General features: G+C 32.6%; 21 protein-coding genes and 1 pseudogene. 19 read left to right on the top strand and 3 right to left on the bottom strand.

Annotated elements, in window-relative coordinates:
* Nucleotides 1-4: 4 nt before the first annotated feature.
* The 18 genes and pseudogenes from spoIIIAF (at nt 5) to spo0A (ending at nt 18,021) form a co-directional block, all read left to right on the top strand.
* Nucleotides 5-622 (top strand): stage III sporulation protein AF, encoded by a 618-nt coding sequence (gene spoIIIAF / locus BM319_RS20080; protein WP_069034079.1) that lies wholly within the window; start codon nt 5-7, stop codon nt 620-622.
* A gap of 6 nt (nt 623-628) precedes the next feature.
* Complete coding sequence (gene spoIIIAG, locus BM319_RS20075) at nt 629-1,321, top strand: stage III sporulation protein AG (RefSeq protein WP_091024398.1); 693 nt, start codon at nt 629-631, stop codon at nt 1,319-1,321.
* A gap of 21 nt (nt 1,322-1,342) precedes the next feature.
* Nucleotides 1,343-1,930: a SpoIIIAH-like family protein gene (locus tag BM319_RS20070; protein ID WP_069034077.1), complete on the top strand. Its 588-nt coding sequence runs from the start codon at nt 1,343-1,345 to the stop codon at nt 1,928-1,930.
* Between the two features lie 458 nt (nt 1,931-2,388).
* A complete protein-coding gene (gene accB / locus BM319_RS20065) occupies nt 2,389-2,874 on the top strand; it encodes an acetyl-CoA carboxylase biotin carboxyl carrier protein (RefSeq protein ID WP_091024396.1) in 486 nt (161 codons plus the stop codon).
* Between the two features lie 42 nt (nt 2,875-2,916).
* Nucleotides 2,917-4,266: an acetyl-CoA carboxylase biotin carboxylase subunit gene (gene accC / locus BM319_RS20060; protein ID WP_069034075.1), complete on the top strand. Its 1,350-nt coding sequence runs from the start codon at nt 2,917-2,919 to the stop codon at nt 4,264-4,266.
* Nucleotides 4,267-4,281: 15 nt separating this feature from the next.
* Nucleotides 4,282-4,680: an Asp23/Gls24 family envelope stress response protein gene (locus BM319_RS20055; protein ID WP_056475162.1), complete on the top strand. Its 399-nt coding sequence runs from the start codon at nt 4,282-4,284 to the stop codon at nt 4,678-4,680.
* 183 nt (nt 4,681-4,863) lie between these two features.
* Nucleotides 4,864-5,427: a GNAT family N-acetyltransferase gene (locus BM319_RS20050; RefSeq protein WP_091024394.1), complete on the top strand. Its 564-nt coding sequence runs from the start codon at nt 4,864-4,866 to the stop codon at nt 5,425-5,427.
* A gap of 385 nt (nt 5,428-5,812) precedes the next feature.
* Nucleotides 5,813-6,193 carry a transcription antitermination factor NusB gene (gene nusB / locus BM319_RS20045; protein WP_069034313.1) on the top strand — a complete coding sequence of 127 codons (381 nt, stop codon included), beginning with the start codon at nt 5,813-5,815 and terminating at the stop codon, nt 6,191-6,193.
* 37 nt (nt 6,194-6,230) lie between these two features.
* Nucleotides 6,231-7,106: a bifunctional methylenetetrahydrofolate dehydrogenase/methenyltetrahydrofolate cyclohydrolase FolD gene (gene folD, locus BM319_RS20040; RefSeq protein WP_091024392.1), complete on the top strand. Its 876-nt coding sequence runs from the start codon at nt 6,231-6,233 to the stop codon at nt 7,104-7,106.
* 36 nt (nt 7,107-7,142) lie between these two features.
* A complete protein-coding gene (gene xseA / locus BM319_RS20035; protein ID WP_069034072.1) occupies nt 7,143-8,489 on the top strand; it encodes an exodeoxyribonuclease VII large subunit in 1,347 nt (448 codons plus the stop codon).
* Nucleotides 8,490-8,494: 5 nt separating this feature from the next.
* Nucleotides 8,495-8,722, top strand: a complete 228-nt coding sequence (locus tag BM319_RS20030) for an exodeoxyribonuclease VII small subunit (RefSeq protein ID WP_439097786.1) — start codon at nt 8,495-8,497, stop codon at nt 8,720-8,722.
* 1 nt (nt 8,723) lies between these two features.
* Nucleotides 8,724-9,611, top strand: a complete 888-nt coding sequence (locus tag BM319_RS20025) for a polyprenyl synthetase family protein (protein ID WP_069034071.1) — start codon at nt 8,724-8,726, stop codon at nt 9,609-9,611.
* A 360-nt stretch (nt 9,612-9,971) separates the two neighbouring features.
* Nucleotides 9,972-11,852, top strand: a complete 1,881-nt coding sequence (gene dxs, locus BM319_RS20020; RefSeq protein ID WP_091024390.1) for a 1-deoxy-D-xylulose-5-phosphate synthase — start codon at nt 9,972-9,974, stop codon at nt 11,850-11,852.
* Nucleotides 11,853-11,867: 15 nt separating this feature from the next.
* Complete coding sequence (locus BM319_RS20015; protein WP_091024388.1) at nt 11,868-12,695, top strand: TlyA family RNA methyltransferase; 828 nt, start codon at nt 11,868-11,870, stop codon at nt 12,693-12,695.
* Between the two features lie 283 nt (nt 12,696-12,978).
* Nucleotides 12,979-13,431 carry a transcriptional regulator AhrC/ArgR gene (gene ahrC, locus BM319_RS20010; protein WP_069034068.1) on the top strand — a complete coding sequence of 151 codons (453 nt, stop codon included), beginning with the start codon at nt 12,979-12,981 and terminating at the stop codon, nt 13,429-13,431.
* Between the two features lie 32 nt (nt 13,432-13,463).
* Nucleotides 13,464-15,194, top strand: a complete 1,731-nt coding sequence (gene recN / locus BM319_RS20005; RefSeq protein WP_091024386.1) for a DNA repair protein RecN — start codon at nt 13,464-13,466, stop codon at nt 15,192-15,194.
* 309 nt (nt 15,195-15,503) lie between these two features.
* A pseudogene (gene spoIVB, locus BM319_RS20000) lies at nt 15,504-16,613 on the top strand (SpoIVB peptidase); the annotation flags it as partial.
* Between the two features lie 619 nt (nt 16,614-17,232).
* Entirely contained in the window at nt 17,233-18,021 is a 789-nt protein-coding gene (gene spo0A / locus BM319_RS19995) for a sporulation transcription factor Spo0A (RefSeq protein ID WP_069034065.1), read from the top strand.
* Between the two features lie 1,163 nt (nt 18,022-19,184).
* Here spo0A and bacA read toward each other — a convergent pair.
* On the bottom strand, nt 19,185-19,985 hold the full coding sequence (gene bacA, locus BM319_RS19990) for an undecaprenyl-diphosphate phosphatase (RefSeq protein WP_069034064.1): 801 nt from the start codon (nt 19,983-19,985) through the stop codon (nt 19,185-19,187).
* 229 nt (nt 19,986-20,214) lie between these two features.
* Complete coding sequence (locus BM319_RS19985; RefSeq protein WP_069034063.1) at nt 20,215-20,382, bottom strand: YycC family protein; 168 nt, start codon at nt 20,380-20,382, stop codon at nt 20,215-20,217.
* A gap of 84 nt (nt 20,383-20,466) precedes the next feature.
* Here BM319_RS19985 and BM319_RS19980 point away from each other — a divergent pair, with 84 nt between their 5' ends.
* A complete protein-coding gene (locus BM319_RS19980; protein WP_286143849.1) occupies nt 20,467-21,201 on the top strand; it encodes a glycerophosphodiester phosphodiesterase in 735 nt (244 codons plus the stop codon).
* 83 nt (nt 21,202-21,284) lie between these two features.
* Here BM319_RS19980 and BM319_RS19975 read toward each other — a convergent pair whose 3' ends face one another.
* Entirely contained in the window at nt 21,285-21,533 is a 249-nt protein-coding gene (locus BM319_RS19975; RefSeq protein WP_091024382.1) for a DUF2627 domain-containing protein, read from the bottom strand.
* Nucleotides 21,534-21,538: the final 5 nt, after the last annotated feature.

Raw genomic sequence — 21,538 nt, 5'->3', positions numbered from 1 at the left:
AAAAATGGAATTCTTTATACACTGGGTTTCAAATATTATCGTTTATATATTAGTTGCAACCGTCATTATGATGTTAATTCCAAATACCGGCCTAGCAAAATATGTCCGATTTGTCGCCAGTCTATTATTAATTGTCATGATGCTCCAACCAATTTTTCAATTATTCAGAGTAAATATAAAAGAAGTGCTAGCTGGATACCAGTCAAAAACGTATGAAGCAAATGGCGAAATAAAAAATGAAATAAATAATAAGAAAAATGAAATACAAGAAGCAGAACGTGCATATATATTAAAACAAATGGCTGTCCAAATGAAAAAGGACGTTGAAAAAAGCTTTACAAAAGAGTTTGAACAGGTCATTACAAATGTGGATTTACAAGTAAAAGATGGAGTTAATACAGTCAAAACAGCCCAGGACCTTTCCAAAGTAATCGTTTACGTTGGCCCTAAAAAAGATGAGACAAGCAATGTAGAACCTGTTCAAGAAGTATCAATTAATACCGATCAGCCAGTTCAGACAGACGATGAAAAAATTAAACAACAAGAGTTACAAACTTTTTTAGCAAATAAATGGGAGCTTGAGGACAAGCAAATCGAAGTCAAGATGGAAGGAGGGGAGTAATGACAAATGAAGAAAAAGATTCCACCAATAAAATTAGCAGACTTTCTAAAAGGAAATGGCGATGACAAAACCTCTTCTGACAAAGAAAAAAGTCCATTTAAACTGACGAGAAAATATGTACTAGCTCTACTGGGACTCGGGATTTGTTGGATGATTGCAAGCAGTCTATTTGCTAATACAAATCAAAAAACGAATTCAATGCTTTCACCTATTTCCACACAAACGAGTGGAACACCAAAAAATAATGAAAAATCTGTTGAGACTCTTGGAAGTGATGGTGGAAAATCATCATCAAACAAAATGGAAGAATATGAAACAAAATACGAGCAGCAGCTAACAGAGACATTAAATAATATGGCTGGTGTAAGTAATGTAAAAGTAGTAGTAAATCTTGAAGGTAGTGGAAAGAACGTTTATCAAACAAATAAAACGAATCGTTCTCAAGAAACTGAGGAAACAGATAAACAAGGTGGGAAACGAAATATTGATGATCAATCACAAGAAGAGCAAGTCGTCATTATTGATAACGGTGATAAACAAGAACCTGTTATAGCCGAAACTGAAATGCCAAGAATTAGAGGTGTACTCGTTATTGCTAAAGGCGCAGAAAACCTTGAAGTAAAGCAAATGATTCGAGAAGCTGTTACACGATTACTTGATGTACCAAGCTATCGTGTCTCTGTACAACCAAAAAAATAAGAGGAAGAAGGTAAAAGTTAAATGAAAAAACAAACAATTTGGTTATTAACAATGTTAAGTTTAGTAGTTGTATTATCAGTTTATTATGTTACAACACCTGATAATTTAAAAACAACAAGTTTTATGAACATGAATAACAATACAAATACAGATTCATTAGACTCAACTCCTAAAGATACTAAGAAGACAGATTCTAATACAGATTCTAAAACAAATACTTCTAAACAAAATGGTAAAGAAACTGCTTCTCAAGAAAATTCTACTAGTGAAGTATTCTTAAAACAGCGTATGGAACAAGAAGATCAAAGAAGTCAATTAATTGATGAATATAAAGCTACTGTTGACTCAGCAACTGCTTCAGCAAAAGAGAAGAGTGATGCATTCACTAATATGAATGAACTTCAAAAATTAACTGCATTAGAATCAGATGTAGAAACTATGATTAAAGAAGCTGGCTATAAAGATGCACTAGTTCGTTCTGATAATGATGAAGTAAAAGTCGATGTAACATCTGCAAAACCAAGCAGAAAAGCAGCAAATGACATCATTCAAATGACTAGAAGCGTCTTAGGTGAAAAATTAGTAGTTGTAAAATTCCAAGTTAAATAATTTTTTGGACAAAGCCAGTAGAAGTCATTCTACTGGCTATCATTTTGTATAAAAGGCAATTGTCAGTTTGACCAATTTTCTACAATATATGAAGCATGGTAGAGGTGATTTTCAACTTGGAATGGAAATCGACTAAGTACCTTATGTATGGAAAAGTCAAAATAAAAGGCTTTCCGTTTAAATCGTCTGTTGCCAGTGGGATTAACTACTGGCTCTTCATTTTTTTAATAAGCATATAAATAATTAATATGAATTTTAGGATTATTCCTAATTCCTCTACACTTTTACGTCTTTGGTTTTCCCTGTTATAATAGTTTATATTGAATTATTTTTGGTAAGGAATAATATATAAATATTCGTTGTAAAATAGCTAAAAATAATTAGGAATTACAATAATTTGTTGAAAAGTTTAGTATTAGGTTATAAGATTAGACTATATGTCTTAAGGGGTGAACAGAATGAAAATTCATGAAATTAGAGAACTAATTAAGTTAATCGATCAATCAACAATAAATGAATTCGAATTTGAGGATAATGGTGCTATCGTTAAAATTAAAAAAGGTGGACAAACAACTGTCGTTACAACTACTCCAGTTGTACACCAAGAGGTAGCTCCTGTTGTTACATCTGCTCCAGTTGCAACTTTAGATAGACCAGTTGCTGCAGAAGTTGCTGCACCTGTAGTGGAAAAAGAAGATACAAGTAACTTACATAAGATTACATCACCGATGGTAGGTACTTTCTACGCATCTCCATCACCTGATGCAAAAGAATACGTAGCAATAGGTGATCGTATTAAAAACGATTCAATCGTTTGTATCGTTGAAGCAATGAAGCTATTTAATGAAATCGAAGCTGAAGTTGAAGGCGAAATCGTTGAAGTACTTGCTAAAAATGGTCAATTAGTAGAATACGGTCAACCATTATTCTTGGTTAAGGCCTAATACCTACAAAGTTAACAGTACTTTACTAGAGAAGGTGAAGAAATGAAAAAGGTTTTAATAGCGAATCGTGGAGAAATCGCCATTCGAATTATTCGAGCATGTAAAGAATTAAATATTGAAACAGTTGCTATTTACTCTGAAGGAGATAAAGAAGCATTACATGTTCAAATGGCTGATGAAGCTTATTGTGTCGGTCCTAAATTATCAAAAGATAGTTATTTAAATATGACTAATATCATTAGTATTGCAAAATTAACTGGCTGTGATGGAATCCATCCTGGTTATGGTTTCTTATCAGAAAATGCTAGTTTTGCAGAATTATGTACAGAGTGCAATGTGAAATTCATTGGACCAACGGCTGATTCTATTTCTAAAATGGGAACAAAAGACGTTGCTCGTGAAACAATGAAAGAAGCAGGAGTACCAGTAGTACCTGGTTCACAAGGTATTATTCAAAGTATTGAAGATGGTAAAAAGATTGCTGCAGAAATCGGCTATCCAGTTATTATCAAAGCTACAGCTGGTGGCGGAGGTAAAGGGATCCGTGTAGCAAAAGATGAAATCGAACTTGAAAAAGGTATACAAATTACTCAACAAGAAGCTCAAACAGCTTTCGGTAATCCGGGTGTATATCTTGAAAGATATATTACAGATTTTAGACATGTTGAAATTCAAGTTTTAGCAGATGAACATGGTAATACAATTCATCTTGGAGAACGTGATTGCACAATTCAACGTCGTCTTCAAAAATTAGTAGAAGAAGCGCCATCTCCTGTTTTAGACGAAGAAACTCGTCAAAAAATGGGTCAAGCAGCTGTTCGTGCGGCTGAAGCAGTAAATTACTGGGGTGCTGGTACTGTTGAGTTTATTTATGAACCACATACTAAAAACTTCTTCTTTATGGAGATGAACACACGTATTCAAGTTGAGCATCCTGTAACTGAATATATTTCTGGTATTGATCTTATTAAGCAACAATTATTAATTGCTAAAGGTCATCCATTAAAATTAACTCAATCAGAAGTATCTTTAAAAGGTTGGTCAATTGAGTGTCGTATTAATGCTGAAAATCCAGATAAGAACTTTATGCCGTCCCCTGGTAAAATCATTACGTATTTACCACCAGGTGGTCCGAATGTTCGTGTTGATTCTGCTGTATATAGCGGATACACAATTCCGCCATATTATGATTCAATGATTGCGAAAGTTATCGTGCATGGCAAGACAAGAGAAGAAGCAATTGCTATAATGATAAGAGCACTTGAAGAATTTGTGGTAGAAGGAATTTACACAACAATTCCATTCCATTTAAATTTATTGCAAAATGAAATCTTCGTAAAAGGGAAGTATAATACTAAATTCCTTGAGGAGCATGCGCTTGTTAAAGGATAAAGTGGAGGGATCTGTATGAACGAAAATCAGATTTTAGAAATGGGTACTGCGACATTAGGTCGAGTAGAAATCGCACCTGAAGTAATCGAAGTAATTGCTGGTATTGCAGCTGCTGAAGTTGAAGGTGTTTCAAGCATGCGTGGAAACCTAGCATCTGGTATTTCTGAAATTATCGGTAAGAAATATCACGGTAAAGGTGTCCGAGTTGATTTATCAGAAGATCGAATTACAATCGATGTATACATTCTAGTTAAATTTGGTAAGTCAATCCCAACTGTAGCAGGTAATGTACAAGACAATATTCGTCAAGCATTATTAACGATGACAGGTCTTGAATTATCTGAAGTAAATGTTCACGTAGTAGGAGTTCAATTCGATACGAAACCTGAGCAAGAAGCTCCAATTGAACTTTAATAGGATAAAAAGAGTCTCTATTTAATAGAGGCTCTTTTTTTTGTTTTGTTAGATAAGAAGTAGGGATCGTTTTATGTAGTTCTTTCATATCGGTGTAAACTTTTTCCGGTTCTATCGTAACTAATTAAATATTTTGAAATGTGATAAAATTTATTTATAAATGAAATAGAAATAGGTGACAATATGATTTTAAATTTGAGCACAAATCGAATGAACTTACGTGAATTTGTTGAAAGTGATTGGCAGCAAGTACATAAATATGCATCCCAATCAGTTGTATGTCAATTTCAGCCATGGGGACCGAATACAGAGAGTGAAACAAAGGAATTCATTCAAATCATACTAAGAGATATGAAACGAATAAATAGGACTAGATTTGCATTTGCAATAATAGAAAAGAAATCCGATAAATTAATAGGATCAATCGAGTTTAATATTAGGGATGAAATTAATCAAATTGGTGAAATAGGGTATATAATTCATCCAAACTATTGGGGCAAGGGATTTGCTAGTGAAGCTACTAAAGAAGTAATTTCATTTGGATTTAAAAATTTTAAACTTCATCGAATATTTGCGACATGTGATTTTAGAAATATTGCATCAGCAAAAGTTCTTGAAAAATGCGGATTAAATTTAGAAGGTAAAATGCGTGAAGATCTATTATTAAGAGACGGCTGGAGAGACACTTATTTATACAGCATACTAGAACATGAATGGCTTAGGGGTCAGGAAGGCCAGGAAAGTTAATAAAATCTGGTATTAGTTGGAAAGTTTTTTTATTTCTTAAAAATCTTTGCATTCCCTTTAATCCCTCATTTTCTTAATCTATCTTTTTTAATGTTCGTGTTTTGGTATATAAATTTTATTTTAAAGTAATAAAAAGGAAATTTTTTTTAAAAAACACAAACATTATTCTGTTATTTTATTGGATTTTAAGTTAAAATGTAGAAAACAGTTTAAAGTATTGAGTTTGCTTAGAAACGTTAATAATAATAAAAATTAGAGTTAATACAGACAGTCGTTGGAACTTATTAAAAAAAATGGTAAAATAACGTGTTACTATACAAAATTAGAATTCGTTATTACCTATGCAACGAATGATGAATTTAGCTTAAAGGAGTTTATTATTTTGATGAAACGTAGAAAAGCAAGGGAACTTGCATTACAAACATTATTCCAAATGGATTTAAGTGAAGCGAATGCTTCAGATGCATTAGAGCATGTATTAGAAGAAGCTGAAGAAAAACAGGATGCATTTTTAGAGGCAATTGTAACAAATTTTGTTAGTCATAAAGAAGTGATTGACGAACAATTAGCTTCAAATATCGAAAGCTGGACGATTGATCGTTTAGGTAACGTTGATCGCAATATACTTAGAATCGCTCTAGTAGAAATTAATTACTTAGAGGATGTTCCAAAAAGTGTAGCAATCAATGAAGCGATTGAAATTGCTAAAGTTTACGGTGATGATGATTCTAGTAAATTTATCAATGCGGTATTATCAAAATTCTAAATAGATAGATTGTTTATATGCATAGGGGGAAACTAAAATGGTAGCAACATTAATTAATGGTAAAGAAGTTTCAGTATCAATTCGTGAGGAATTAAAGAATGGTGTTTCAGAATTAAAAAATCAAGGTATTACACCAGGTTTAGCAGTTGTTTTAGTTGGAAATAATTCTGCTTCAAGAACATATGTGAATTCGAAGCATAGAGCATGTAATGAATTAGGAATGTATTCTGAAGTAATTGAATTACCTGAAACAGTTACTGAAGATGAGTTATTATCCGTTGTAAACAAATTAAACGATGATCAGTCAATTCATGGTATTTTAGTTCAGTTGCCATTACCTGCTCATATCTCAGAAAAGAAAGTAATTGAAACAATTTCTCCATTAAAAGATGTTGATGGATTTCATCCAATTAATATTGGAAGAATGATGACGAATCAAGATTCATTACTACCTTGTACTCCTTTTGGTATATTAAAATTAATAGAAAATACAAATATTCCGATTAGTGGAAAACATGTCGTTGTTATTGGACGCAGTAATATTGTAGGGAAACCAGTTGGACAACTATTCTTAAACGAAAATGCAACGGTTACTTATACACATTCACGTACAACTAATCTAAAAAATATTACAAAGCAGGCTGATATTTTAATTGTTGCTATTGGCGTAGCAAAATTAATTACAGCTGATTATGTTAAAGAGGGAGCAATTGTAATTGACGTCGGCATGAATAGAGACGAAAATGGCAAATTATGCGGAGACGTAAATTTTGAAGATGTAAAAAATGTTGCTGGTTATATTACTCCTGTACCAGGTGGAGTTGGACCAATGACAATTACAATGCTACTTCATAATACGTTAAAAGCAGCTTCTCAAATTGATAGTAAATTAAATTTGAGTACTAAACTTTAATCTTATTGCTTTGTAAGAATGAAAGAAGGGCTATGCATGACGGAAAAGCTACCAGTTACTGTTACCGCATTAACGAAATATTTAAAAGCAAAATTTCAAGCGGATCGTAATTTGCAAAATATACTTCTCCGTGGAGAAATCTCAAATTTTAAACGTCATTCATCTAGCGGACATTATTATTTTACGTTAAAAGATGATGGTGCTAGAATTGCAGCGGTCATGTTTCAATCCTATAATGCAAATATCGCATTTCAACCAACCGATGGTATGCAGGTTATTGTACAAGGTGAAATAAATGTATACCCAGGATCTGGTAGCTATCAAATCTACATAAGAGACATGCAACCTGATGGGGTCGGCGGTCTCTTTGTAGCTTATGAACAATTGAAGAAAAAACTATTAGAAGAAGGACTCTTTGATCAGAAATTTAAGAAAAAGATTCCTTCTTTTCCTAGTGTAATCGGAGTTGTTACTTCACCTACTGGTGCAGCAGTTCGCGATATCATTACAACGATTCAACGAAGATACCCGATTGGGAAAATAGTTGTAATTCCAACGCTTGTACAAGGTGAAGGGGCGAAAGCGTCGATTGTAAAATCAATTGAAACAGCGGGTAAAATGGAAGAAATAGATGTGTTAATAGTCGGACGAGGCGGAGGATCAATTGAGGAACTCTGGGCCTTTAACGAAGAAATAGTAGCGAGAGCGATCTTTCAATCAAAAATCCCAATCATTTCCGCAGTGGGTCACGAAACAGATACGACAATTGCTGATTATGTCGCTGATCTAAGGGCACCTACACCAACAGCTGCAGCAGAATTAGTTTCGTTAAGCCAAAGAGAGATACTAGAGCAATTTACAGTTCGAAAATCAAGACTTAATAAAGCAATGGATACGATTATTGAACGAAAACAAGCGCAATTAAAGGCTGTTCAAGATGCTTATGTTTTTAGATATCCAAATTCACTATTCCATCCAAAACAAGAGCAATTTGACCGGATTAATGAACGTTTACATACATCAATAAATGAAATTGTTAAGTCTAAAATAAACAAGCATAAAGAACTAAATTCGTCGCTACTTATTCATCATCCAAGTAATAGAGTTCAGCTTGAAAAGCAAAGGCACCAGCAATTACATATGTCTTTACAAAAAGAATTTAATCGCCTAATTACCCAGAAGAAATTTGAAATGGAAAGAGTAGTTCATACACTAGATGCACTTAGTCCATTAAAAGTTATGGCCAGAGGTTATTCATTAGCATATAAAAATGATAACGAATTAATGAAATCGGTTAAACAAGCAAAAAGCGGAGACCGGTTCCAATTACAAATGACCGATGGGAAATTAAATTGTGAAGTACTTGAAGTAAAAGGAGAGTGAATCAATTGTCACAAAATGAGCGCACTTTTGAAGAAGCAATAAAAGAAATTGAAATGATCGTACAAAAATTAGAGCAAGGTGACGTACCACTTGAAAAAGCGATCGAATACTTTCAAGAAGGAATAAAACTCTCTCAAATTTGTCAAGAGAAGCTTACTAAAGTTGAAAAGCAAATGACTTCTATATTAAATGAACAGGGTGAACAAACTCCTTTTACTGTTGAGGAGGAATAATATGAACACTTTCAAAGATTTTATGGAGTATTCCAGTAGAATAGTAAATGATGAAATGATTAAATCGGTTGAAAGATTAAAAGCACCAGAAAAATTAAAAGAATCTATGTCCTATTCATTGCAAGGTGGAGGGAAAAGAATTAGACCTCTTTTACTTTTCGCAACGCTAGATGCATTTGGTAATGACCCATTAATAGGGATTAAACCTGCATGTGCTTTAGAAATGATTCATACTTATTCATTAATTCATGATGATTTACCATGTATGGATGATGATGATTTTCGAAGAGGAAAACCGACAAATCATAAAGTATTTGGCGAAGATCTTGCGGTATTAGCAGGTGATGGTTTACTGACATACGCATTTAAATTAATTACGGAAATGAATGATTTTCATGTGTCTGATCAAGTGAAACTTCAATTAATTAGTGAATTAGCGATTGCTGCAGGTCCTGAAGGTATGGTTGCCGGTCAGGTAGCAGATATGGAAGGTGAAAGTAAAGAGCTTAGTGGAGAAGAATTGCAATATATCCATGAAAGAAAAACGGGTAAAATGTTAATGTATCCAGTTATTGCAGGTGCAATCATTTCAAAAGCAACAGCTGAACAATTATCTCACCTAACCCAATTTGCTTATAAACTCGGTATCGCATTTCAAATACAAGATGATATTTTAGACGTAATTGGTGATGAAGAAGTACTTGGTAAGCCAGTTGGTAGTGATATAGAAAATGATAAAACTACTTATGTTAAGTTGTATTCAGTTGAGGGAGCTAAAGAAAGGCTTCATACATTTATTACTGAAGCCAAACAACATGTTCGAGCATGTGGGATTAAAGATGACTACTTAATCTCAATTTGTGATTTTGTTGAAAATCGCAGTTTTTAAACTTTGATTATGTAATTAATTCCATGTCCATTGAATAGATTTATTCATTTATGTATAATGTAACTACTTTATAACCGTTAATGTTGTTAATAAAATATACAGAAATGTAGGCCGTTAACACATTTGTGCTAGCGGCTTTCTTTTCATTTTGCAAAAAAATATATATTATTTTGTTCTATAAAAATAAAAAACATTAAACAGATTTTAATAAAAATGGTATTATGATACATGGTGTTAAGAGTTAGTCATTTAAGAAACTAGCGTTTAACTACAAGTATGGTAAAATCATTTTATAGATAAAATTACATAATAATGAATTATTTATATAGATTTAACATCTAGGAAGGTGAGTGATCCAAGATGGATCTTACGACAATTGAAAATCCGAGCTTTTTAAAAAATAAAACGAACGGTGAATTAGAAGTATTAAGTGAAGAAATTCGTAAATTTCTTATTCAGCAGCTTTCTGAGACAGGTGGTCATATTGCGCCAAATTTAGGAGTTGTTGAATTAACGATTGCATTACATAAAGTCTTTGATTCGCCTAAAGACAAATTTTTATGGGATGTAGGACATCAATCGTATGTTCATAAAATATTAACTGGTCGTGCTAAAGAATTTACAACACTAAGACAATTTAAAGGTCTATGTGGCTTTCCTAAGCGAAATGAAAGTGAGCATGATGTATGGGAAACTGGGCACAGCTCGACTTCACTATCTGCGGCAATGGGGATGGCTATTGCTAGAGATATTAAAAAAACTGGTGAATATATTATTCCGATTATCGGAGATGGTGCATTAACTGGTGGGATGGCTCTTGAAGCAATGAATCATATTGGACATGAACAAAAAGATGTCATCGTTATTTTAAATGATAATGAAATGTCTATAGCTCCGAACGTAGGCGCATTACATAGCATTTTAGGAAGACTGAGAACAACTGGGAAATACCGTTGGGCTAAAGGTGAGCTTGAAGGTGTGATCAAAAAAATTCCTGGAATCGGGGATAAACTATCAAGTACATCAAAAAAATTAAAAGATAGCCTAAAATACTTAGTTACTCAAGGAATGTTTTTTGAGGAAATGGGATTCACTTATTTTGGACCAGTTGATGGACATAATTTTGAAGACTTATTTGAATCACTTGAATATGCTAAGAAAACTAAAGGCCCGGTATTAGTACACGTACTAACGAAAAAAGGAAAAGGATATAAGCCAGCAGAAAGTGATGATATCGGAACTTGGCATGGCACAGGTCCTTATAAGGTAGAATCTGGGAAGTTAATTAAGCCTGATAAAGCACCACCTGCATGGAGTAAACTTGTTAGTGATACTGTATTAAAATTAGCTTTAAAAGATGAGCGAATCGTAGCGATTACTCCTGCAATGCCAGTCGGTTCAAAATTGGAAAATTTCCAAGCTCAATTACCTGGCCGAATTTTTGATGTTGGTATTGCAGAGCAACATGCGGCAACAGTCGCAGCTGGTTTAGCAACGCAAGGAATGAAGCCATTTTTAGCAATTTATTCAACATTCCTTCAAAGAGCATACGACCAAGTATTACATGATATTTGTAGACAAAATTTAAATGTATTCATTGGAATCGATCGTGCAGGATTAGTAGGTGCTGACGGTGAAACTCACCAAGGTGTGTTTGATATTGCCTTTCTACGTCATATACCAAACTTAGTTTTAATGATGCCTAAAGATGAGAATGAAGGCCAACATATGGTAAATACTGCAATTCAATACGAAGATGGTCCAATTGCCCTACGTTTCCCTAGAGGGAATGGTATCGGCGTACCAATGGATGAGCAATTAAAAGAAATTCCGATTGGTTCATGGGAAGTATTAAGAGAAGGTTCTGATGCAGTTATTTTAACATTTGGTACTACAATTAAAATGGCATTAGATGCGGCGAATGAGTTGGAGAAAGAAAATATTTCTGTTAAAGTAGTAAACGCAAGATTTATTAAACCAATGGATACTGCAATGTTAAATGATATCTTTAAGGACGGAAAACCGATTTTAACGATTGAAGAAGCAGTATTACAAGGTGGTTTTGGAAGTGCTGTTTTAGAATTTGCAAGTTCAAATAATTATCAAAACGTCCGCGTAGAACGTATTGGTATACCGGATTTATTTGTTGAACACGGTGATGTGGATAAATTACTTGATGAAATTCATTTAACAAAAGATGAATCGGTTAAGAAAATCCGTGAAATGGTTTGTAATAAATAAGAGGATGACATTTAAATGGCAAAAAAGGAACGAGTAGACGTACTTTTAGTAGATCGTGGTTTAATCGAAACACGTGAAAAAGCTAAACGAGCAATTATGGCAGGACTAGTCTATACAAACGAACAAAGATTAGATAAGCCTGGAGAAAAAATAGACATCGAACTCCCTTTACAAATTAAAGGTGAAGTTATGCCTTATGTGAGTCGTGGAGGGTACAAATTAGAAAAAGCGATAAACACATTCGATCTATCAGTTAAAGATAAAATTATGATTGATATTGGATCTTCGACAGGTGGATTTACGGATTGTGCACTTCAAAACGGGGCAAAAAAATCATACGCACTTGATGTTGGATACAATCAACTTGCTTGGAAATTAAGGCAAGATGAACGTGTTATTGTAATGGAACGCACAAATTTTCGTTATGTTAAACCAGAAGATTTAATTGAAGGGTTACCTCAATTTGCTTCAATTGACGTATCCTTTATTTCGTTACGTTTGATTTTACCAGTCTTAAAAACATTATTAGTACCTTCAAGTGATGTTGTCGCGTTAATTAAACCACAATTTGAAGCTGGTAGAGAGCAAGTTGGTAAAAAGGGTATTGTACGTGATCCAAAAGTGCATGAACAAGTTATCGAAATGATGATCGATTTTGCGCTTCGTCAAGGATATGATATAAAAGCTTTAACTTTTTCTCCTATAACTGGTGGAGACGGTAATATTGAATTTTTAATTCATCTTCATTGGGAAGGTTCAAAGGAAATTGGAAATAGCGAGTTAAATCGTTTACCATTGGATATTGTAAATGAAGCACATAGTGAATTAAAGAAGGTAAAATAATAAGAAGGAGACTTTCAGGCTGCTTACAATCAGTCTGAAAATCAAATTTTTAGTACTCTTTACTAGACACTGAAAGGAAACCGAATAGGTTTCCTTTTTCTCCTTTTTCAAATTAAGTAATTAATTCGATAGGATTCGTTCAACCTAATAAAAAAGTAAAGAAAATATCATGCTGAAAAATGCATTTTATGAAAACGTTTAAAAAAATATATACAATAACGAGTAGATTAGATAAGATATTCTTTAAGTAAGATATTTGTCGGAATTTGCAAAGAGGTGTATTATGAATAAAGGTCAGCGTCATATAAAAATACGAGAAATTATCGCAAAAAATGAAGTCGAAACACAAGATGAATTAGTACAATCACTAAGAGACTTAGGGTTTAAAGTAACCCAAGCAACGATTTCACGCGATATAAAAGAACTACATCTAGTAAAAGTACCGTTATCTGATGGTCGATATAAATATAGCTTACCTGCAGATCAACGATTTAATCCGTTACAAAAATTAAAAAGACTTTTAATTGATTCATTCATTAAAATTGATAGTTCAAGTCATTTAATTGTAATGAAGACATTGCCAGGTAATGCAAATGCAGTTGGTGCATTAATTGATCATTTAGATTGGTCAGAAATTATGGGTACAATCTGTGGAGATGATACGATCTTAATCATTTGTCGTACACCTGTAGATGCTGAGGATTTAAAAGAAAAATTTATTGACATGCTTCAATAGGAGAATGGTTTTAAAAAGAGGAGAGAAACTCATTGTTATCTGAAATTATCATTAAAAATTTTGCAATCATTGAGGAAGTTTCCATTTCATTTGAAAAGGGTTTAACTGTACTAAGTGGTGAAACAGGAGCGGGTAAGTCGATCATTATTGACGCTATCGGCCTGTTACTTGGTGGTCGTGGATCTGCAGAATTCGTAAGATATGATACTGAAAAAGCAGAAATTGAAGGCTTATTTCATATCGAAAATGAGAATCATCTAATTTATTCAAGATGCAGAGAATTAGGTTTTGACATTGAAGATGAAATGATTATTTTAAAAAGAGATATTACTTCATCTGGTAAAAGTGTATGCCGTATCAATGGGAAATTAGTGACAACTTCTATACTGAAGGAAATTGGTGGTTTACTTGTTGATATTCATGGGCAACATGAGAGCCAAGATTTAATGGACCAAGAACATCATTTACCAATGTTACAACAATATGATGAAAAAGCAATTGCTCCTTTGTATACTGAATATCAAAATATATTTAATAACTATACAGACTTAAAAAAACAGTTAAAGCAATTAACTGAAAATGAACAACAAATGGCTCATAGGTTGGATTTAATTCAATTTCAGCTAACTGAAATACAAAATGCGAATTTGCAAGAAAATGAAGACGATCAGTTGATGGAAGAAAGACTCAAAATTTCTAATTTTGAACGCATTTATAAGTCATTAGTTGAAGCATATCAAAGTTTATCGCAGGATGGATCAGGTTTAGATTCGGTTAGATCATGTATGTATTCTTTAGAGTCAGTTACGAATATTGATAATGACATTAAAGAAATGCATGAAGGAATCAGTAGTAGCTATTACTTATTAGAGGATATATCGTATCGATTACGTGATTCCATTGAACAAATGGAATATGATCCAAATAGATTAAACGAAATTGAAACTCGATTAAGTGAGATCTCTATGTTAAAAAAGAAGTATGGGCACAGTGTTGCTGATATTTTAAAATACGCAGAAAATATCGAACAAGAGTTGGATACTATTCAACATAAAGATATGCATATCGAGAAGCTACAAAAAGACTTAGATAATGTGACAATCAAGCTAATTAAAGCTGGTAAGACTCTTTCAAATAAAAGAAAAGAATTAGCTATCAAATTGACTGCTGATATACATAAAGAATTAAAAGAGCTTTATATGGATAAAACAACCTTTGAAATTATGTTTGATGTTGAAGAAGGACAAGAATCAGATCCAATTATTGATGAACAACATATAAAGTTTAAAAAAGATGGATTTGATTTTGTTGAGTTTTATATTTCAACAAATCCAGGAGAGCCTTTAAAGCCTTTAGCAAAGGTTGCTTCTGGTGGAGAACTTTCAAGGATGTTCCTAGCGTTAAAGAGCATTTTCACGAAGCATCAGGGGATTACGTCAATTATATTTGATGAAGTTGATACAGGGGTTAGTGGAAGAGTAGCGCAAGCAATAGCGGAAAAAATACACAAGGTATCTATAGATTCTCAAGTTCTTTGTATAACTCACTTGCCACAAGTTGCTTCTATGGCAGATACGCATTTATTTATCGCCAAATTAATTGATGGAAATCGAACGAAAACTTCTGTTACACCATTACGAAATGATCAAAAAATTAATGAAATTGCAAGGATGATCGCTGGAGTTGAAATTACAGATGTAACGATTCAACACGCTAAAGAATTGATCGATCAGGCAGCTTCTGCAAAATACCAATCTCAATGAACATAAAGAGAATGTTTAATGATGGAAATTGTTTTCTATACATTAAATATTCTCTTTTTTTTATGGGAATTATTGATAAATTAGTAATTGGAAAATGCTAAATGAAACATACTAATACAACATTATACGTTAAAGAATCTATCATATTTTTACAATCATATTTTGCTTTTGCAAAGCTAACATTAACTACATAGCCACGAATTAAAAAAAATGAAATTTGGCGCTAAGGAGAGTGATTCGCTTGTGAAAAATATAAATGTTCATCGAATAATAAAAATTCTTCTCCTTTTATTTATAGTTGGTATTGGCGTGTTTAATATAAATCAAAATAATGTGTTTTCATCTACCATTAAAAATAAGGATCAACAAGAAATTGTTAATGTAGCACTTGGGATGAATGAATTACCAAGTAAAAAGGTAGATGTTAAAGTATTAAACAGTTTAAGGATAATACCAGGGGGACAGTCAATAGGAGTAAAACTTAACTCAGTAGGTGTCTTAGTCGTTGGACATCATTTAGTAAATACTAGTTCAGGACAAAAGTCTCCAGGTGAAATTGCCGGTATTAAAGTTGGAGACATGATCATAAAAATGAATGGTAAACAAATCGAAAAAATGTCAGATGTATTACCGTTTATTCAAAAAGCTGGAAAGTATGGAAAGCCTATAAAAATCACTGTAAAACGCGAGGGTAAATATTACACAAAAATGTTACAACCTATTCGTGACCAAGGTCATAATAGCTATCGAATTGGATTATATATAAGAGATTCAGCTTCTGGTATCGGCACGATGACATTCATAGAACCTAATTCATTAAAATATGGCGCACTTGGACATGTTATCTCTGATAGCGATACGAGAAAAGCCATTGAAGTAGAAGATGGGCATATAGTTTATTCAACAGTCACTGCAATTGAAAAAGGTGCAGATGGCTCACCAGGAGAAAAAATAGCGCATTTTGCTTTAGATCGAGGAAGGATTGGTAATATCACTTCAAATAGTCCATTTGGCATATTCGGTAAAGTTAACAATAAAATAGACAACGGGATCATGTCTCAACCTTTACCCATTGCATTATCAAATGAAGTGAAAAAAGGTCCTGCCAAAATACTTACCGTAATACATGATAATAAAGTAGAAGCATTTGACATTGAAATAGTAAGCAGTATTCAACAAAAATTCCCATCTACTAAAGGAATCATTTTAAAAGTTACTGATAAACGTTTACTTAAAGAAACTGGCGGGATTGTACAAGGAATGAGCGGCTCACCGATCATTCAAAATGGAAAATTAATCGGAGCAGTTACACATGTTTTTGTAAATGATTCGACTAGTGGGTATGGGGTTCATATTGAGTGGATGCTTGATGAGGCTAAAGTACCGATTTATGATTATCAAAATAAAAAGGCTTCTTGATTTAAAAAATACACCTAACTAATTATGTAGGTGTATTTTTATGTTTAAATGCACTGCAGATGCTCGAGTTCTGTAAAGCCATATCTTTTCATGTGAGAAGGCTTAAAGGGCTACACAGCACCTCTCATAAGTGTTTAATATCCTTTCAAAGTAAAATGGATCTTACATAAAAATACTCAAAAATCCCCCCTTTCCCTTTATGAATTGGTTTCAACATTTGTTTCAACACAGTAAATATTTTGTAGTGTATTTTGTTAAAAATAAGTCAAAATAGGAAAAAAATGGTAATATACTATTAGCAACAACGAAAGATTAAAAAAAATTTAATGTAAAGGATGGTTGATATGACGGTTGATGTTACAGAATTGTAAATTTATATTAAAAATTATAAATTTACATACTATTTCATTTTTTATATAATGAATTATATGTATAATTCGACTTATTACATAGTAGTTTTTAACGCAATCGTCGAATGCTAGAAGAAATTGAAGAAAACTATCTATATTAATAAAAATATTCAGAATTTATAATAAAAACAGGAAATAAATTTTTATTGTCGAAATTATCGGTAATAAGTAATGAAAATTCACTATAGAGGATGTAGGGAGGAACGGGCGTGGAGAAAATTAAAGTATTATTAGTTGATGATAATAAAGAACTTGTTATTATGTTAGAAAACTACATTAACGCACAAACAGATATGGAAGTGGTTGGTGTTGCGTTTAATGGACAAGACTGCTTACCTCTAGTGAAGGATAAAAAGCCAGATGTACTAGTCTTAGATATTATTATGCCACATTTAGATGGATTAGCGGTTTTAGATCGTTTACGCGCTGGCTTAGTGGAAAAAATTCCAAACGTTATTATGCTAACAGCATTTGGTCAAGAGGATGTTACTAAAAAAGCTGTTGACCTTGGTGCATCATATTTTATCTTAAAACCATTTGATATGGAGCATTTAATCAGCAATATCCGTCAAGTAGTTGGAAAGGGTAGTGCGGTAACGAAACGTAATGCACCTTCTTTAGTTTCTAATTACGAAAGCAAGCCACGTAACTTAGATGCTAGTATCACAAGTATCATCCATGAAATTGGGGTACCTGCACATATTAAAGGATATATGTATTTACGTGAAGCGATTTCGATGGTATACAACGATATTGAGCTTCTAGGTTCAATTACAAAAGTTTTATATCCAGATATCGCTAAAAAGTTTAATACAACAGCTAGCCGAGTTGAACGTGCAATTCGACATGCGATTGAAGTAGCATGGAGCCGTGGCAATATCGATAGTATTTCTACATTATTCGGTTATACAATTTCAATGTCAAAAGCAAAACCAACAAATTCAGAATTTATTGCAATGGTAGCTGATAAATTACGTTTAGAACATAAAGCTTCTTAATTTATTTTTAGCATTAATTTCTAAAGAAAAATTCAATTCCGATTAACTTCTAACAGTGATTCCACAGACATTTCTCTTAGCGAATAACTTCTTACGAGATCTTCGGTACTTTTTTCGCATTAGCAATTATATAATAGTAAAAAGAAAACGTTGTCTATCGTAGACAACGTTTTCTTTTTAGTGTTGAAATATAATATGGTCAATAGGGAAAACGGACATTAAATTGAACTTATTTATATATAATCATTTTTTGGATGATATATCATTGGTTTTAAATGTTAATATTTTAAGCAATTTTATGATTCAAAATCACTAGTAATGTTTTTTTCTGAAGTTAAAAATATTATGAGCAAATTTTAGAAAACAAATTCAGTTGATTGGTTTAATTAAAGTTCGATATTAGTTGACCTACAAACTGATTAATACACAACGGTTAGGTTACTCTAAGTAAAGACTTTTTGATTATGGTTTATTGCAGACTTATTTTTATGAGTAAGTTGATTGGAACTAAAGGGGTGCTCGACTCCTATGGGATTAGCGGGAAGGCTTAGACCCCGCAGGCTTGCCGAGGAGGCTAAAGAATCTCGCCCAATGTAAAGCGAGCATCCTGTAGTGGAAATCAACATCACTTTACTCCTTTTACGAAAATTTGGTAATTTAATTGACAACGTTTTCTTTTGATGTTGAAAAACAATAATTGTACTTTAAGACAGTGAAAGCTAGAACCGTTGAATTTACACTTTATAAAAATTAGTTTGCGTAATAATTTGTAGTATGCTATAATAGTTATTGCGCCACTTATAACTGTTAGAAAAACGATATTATTACTACGAAAATTTGGGAGAAAATTGGACGTATTCCATGACGCGTCAGCTATTTCAACCTTATTTAAAAATTAGTAGTAGTGTCTGTTAGTGAAGATTGTTGTGAAACAAGCTGCCTAATGGAACGGCCCTGGAGCCGAATTGCGAAAGAGAGGTAGGGCTTTCGCCAATAGACAACAATTTTTAAATTTAAATAAAACTAACATATATATTACAAAGGCTATTCGTATACGTTGTACGAATAGCCTTTTCCATTTGTAAAATAAACCGATAAGTTGAATACAGAAATAAAAAAATAGGACTACCAATATGGTTGTCCTATCTTTTCGTAGTTTTTAATTAAAATATAAATACAATCGTGAAAACAATTGCTACAATAAAACGATAAACTGCAAAACCTGTTAGTTTTACTTTCTCTAATAATTTTAGGAAGGAAACGATCGCAAGTAATGCAACTACGAATGCAGTGATGAATCCAGTTGCGAATAATGGTAAATCTGAAGCACTTAAAATATCGATATTTTTAACAAAATCTAATCCACTTGCAGCAATCATCATTGGTACTGCTAAAATAAAAGTAAATTCTGCAGAAGTTTTTCGATCTAAACCAAATAATAATCCCCCAGCAATAGTAGAGCCTGATCGTGAAAATCCCGGCCATAAAGCTAGCATTTGGAAGCAACCAATAATAAAAGCTTGTTTATATGAGATGTGATCTAAATCAGATGATTTAGGTTGTTTAGAGACTTTTTCAGCAACAATTAATAAAATACCGCCAGCTACTAATCCGATTACAACCGTTTTAGGTGAGAATAAAACATCTTTAATGAAATCATGGAATATTAGCCCTACAATCCCGGCTGGAATAGCACCGATAATAATATGAATTAAGTTGAGGTTTGTTTGTCTATAACCATCTGATTTAACTCCTAATACTGACCAAAGTCGTTTCCAAAAAACAACAACTACCGCTAGAATTGAACCAAGTTGAACAATTACTTCAAAAAATGAAGCCTTCTCACCTGTGAAATTTAATAAATCAGCAACTAAAATCATATGACCAGTAGAAGAAACCGGTAAAAATTCAGTTAATCCTTCTACCATCCCCATGATCAAACCAATTAACCAATCAGGTAACATTTAAAAATACCTCCATAAATACTATTCGTTATAAAATATACACAATACATTACATTTTACTTGAAAACTAATTAATATGAAAGGAAGTTTAAATTAAAATTAGCTCATAATTGTTAATTATTTGTACAATTTTACATAAAAATGTAATTTAAGATTAGAATTAATAAAAAAGGTGCATAAAAAAAGAAGTAGAAAAACTACTTCTGCCTTCTTTATTTACACTGATATACTATTTAGATTCGTGATCCTCTGAAGCTTCTTCGCCTTTAGACAAATCCAATTCCATCAACTTTTTCATTAATATATGCTGTGGCATATGCATAATTTGTTCTAAAGGAACGTTTAATTTCTTAGAAAGTAAAATTGCCGTCTCAGGCGAAATTTGCAATGGTCGCATAATAATCCTCCTTAGTTTCGTAAAATTAGTATACAATAAGAAAAAGAAGAAAGTACATATTTTCTCAACAAGGGGGGAATTTGAGTGGTTGATATTATTGGTCATAGAGGTGCTGCAGGAACCTACCCAGAAAATACAATGGTTTCTTTTATGGCATGTGAAGATTTAGGAGCAGACGGCATAGAGTTAGATGTACACTTATCAAAAGATGGTGAAATCGTTGTCATTCATGATGAAACAATAAATCGTACAACGAATGGTAAGGGTTTTGTTAAAGACTATACTTTAGCTGAATTAAAGCAATTTGATGCAAGTTATCGATTTAAACGCCAATTCAAGGGGTGCACAATTCCAACCTTAAAAGAAGTATTTGAATGGGCAAAAGGAAATAACTTTAGTATCAATGTTGAATTAAAAAATGATAAAATTGAATACCATGGACTTGAGGAACGAGTAATAAATTTAATCCGTTCATATGAATTTGAAAAAAGAATCGTTTTATCTTCCTTTAATCATAAAAGTATGCTTAAGTTCCACTTAATGGCACCGGATATTGAAACAGCAGTTCTATTTAATAGAAGAAGTAAAGAACCGTGGAAGATTGCTGAAGATTATAAAGCAAAGGCAATTCATCCTAATTATCGCATTATTACTGATGAACAAATCGAAGAAACTATCGAACATCACATAGCCGTAAGACCATATACAATTAATGAACCAGCTGTTATGAAACGATTATTTGAAGTCAATTGTACAGCGATTATTACTGACTATCCAGAACTAGCTTTCCAAGTTAGAAGTCAACTTCTTAGTAAATAAAAAAAGTGCTCTCATAAGCACTTTTTTTGTTTTGTTATTTATCTTTTGGTTTTAATGAGACCTAAGTTATACTCCGACAAAAATTATCTTTTTAAAAATCTGCCTTGAACTTTGTTTCGTTTACGATCTCTAAATAATACAAAGCTTCCGACTAAATAAAAACCGACCCCTAATGAAATAAGCCCGATTAATAATTGTAATGGAAGATTTGGAATACCAAAAGAATGGATTAGAAATACCGTATCACGAAGTAATTTAATTCCGATAACTGCTAAAGCTATTGGTACAACAATCACAACGAATGCTAACATACGTGTAAATGATTCTTTCATGTTTA

It is taken from the genome of Bacillus sp. UNCCL81 (genome assembly GCF_900112535.1).
Taxonomy (GTDB): Bacteria; Bacillota; Bacilli; order Bacillales; family Bacillaceae_G; genus Gottfriedia; species Gottfriedia luciferensis_B.
This window is presented reverse-complemented; position numbering and strand designations above follow the sequence as displayed.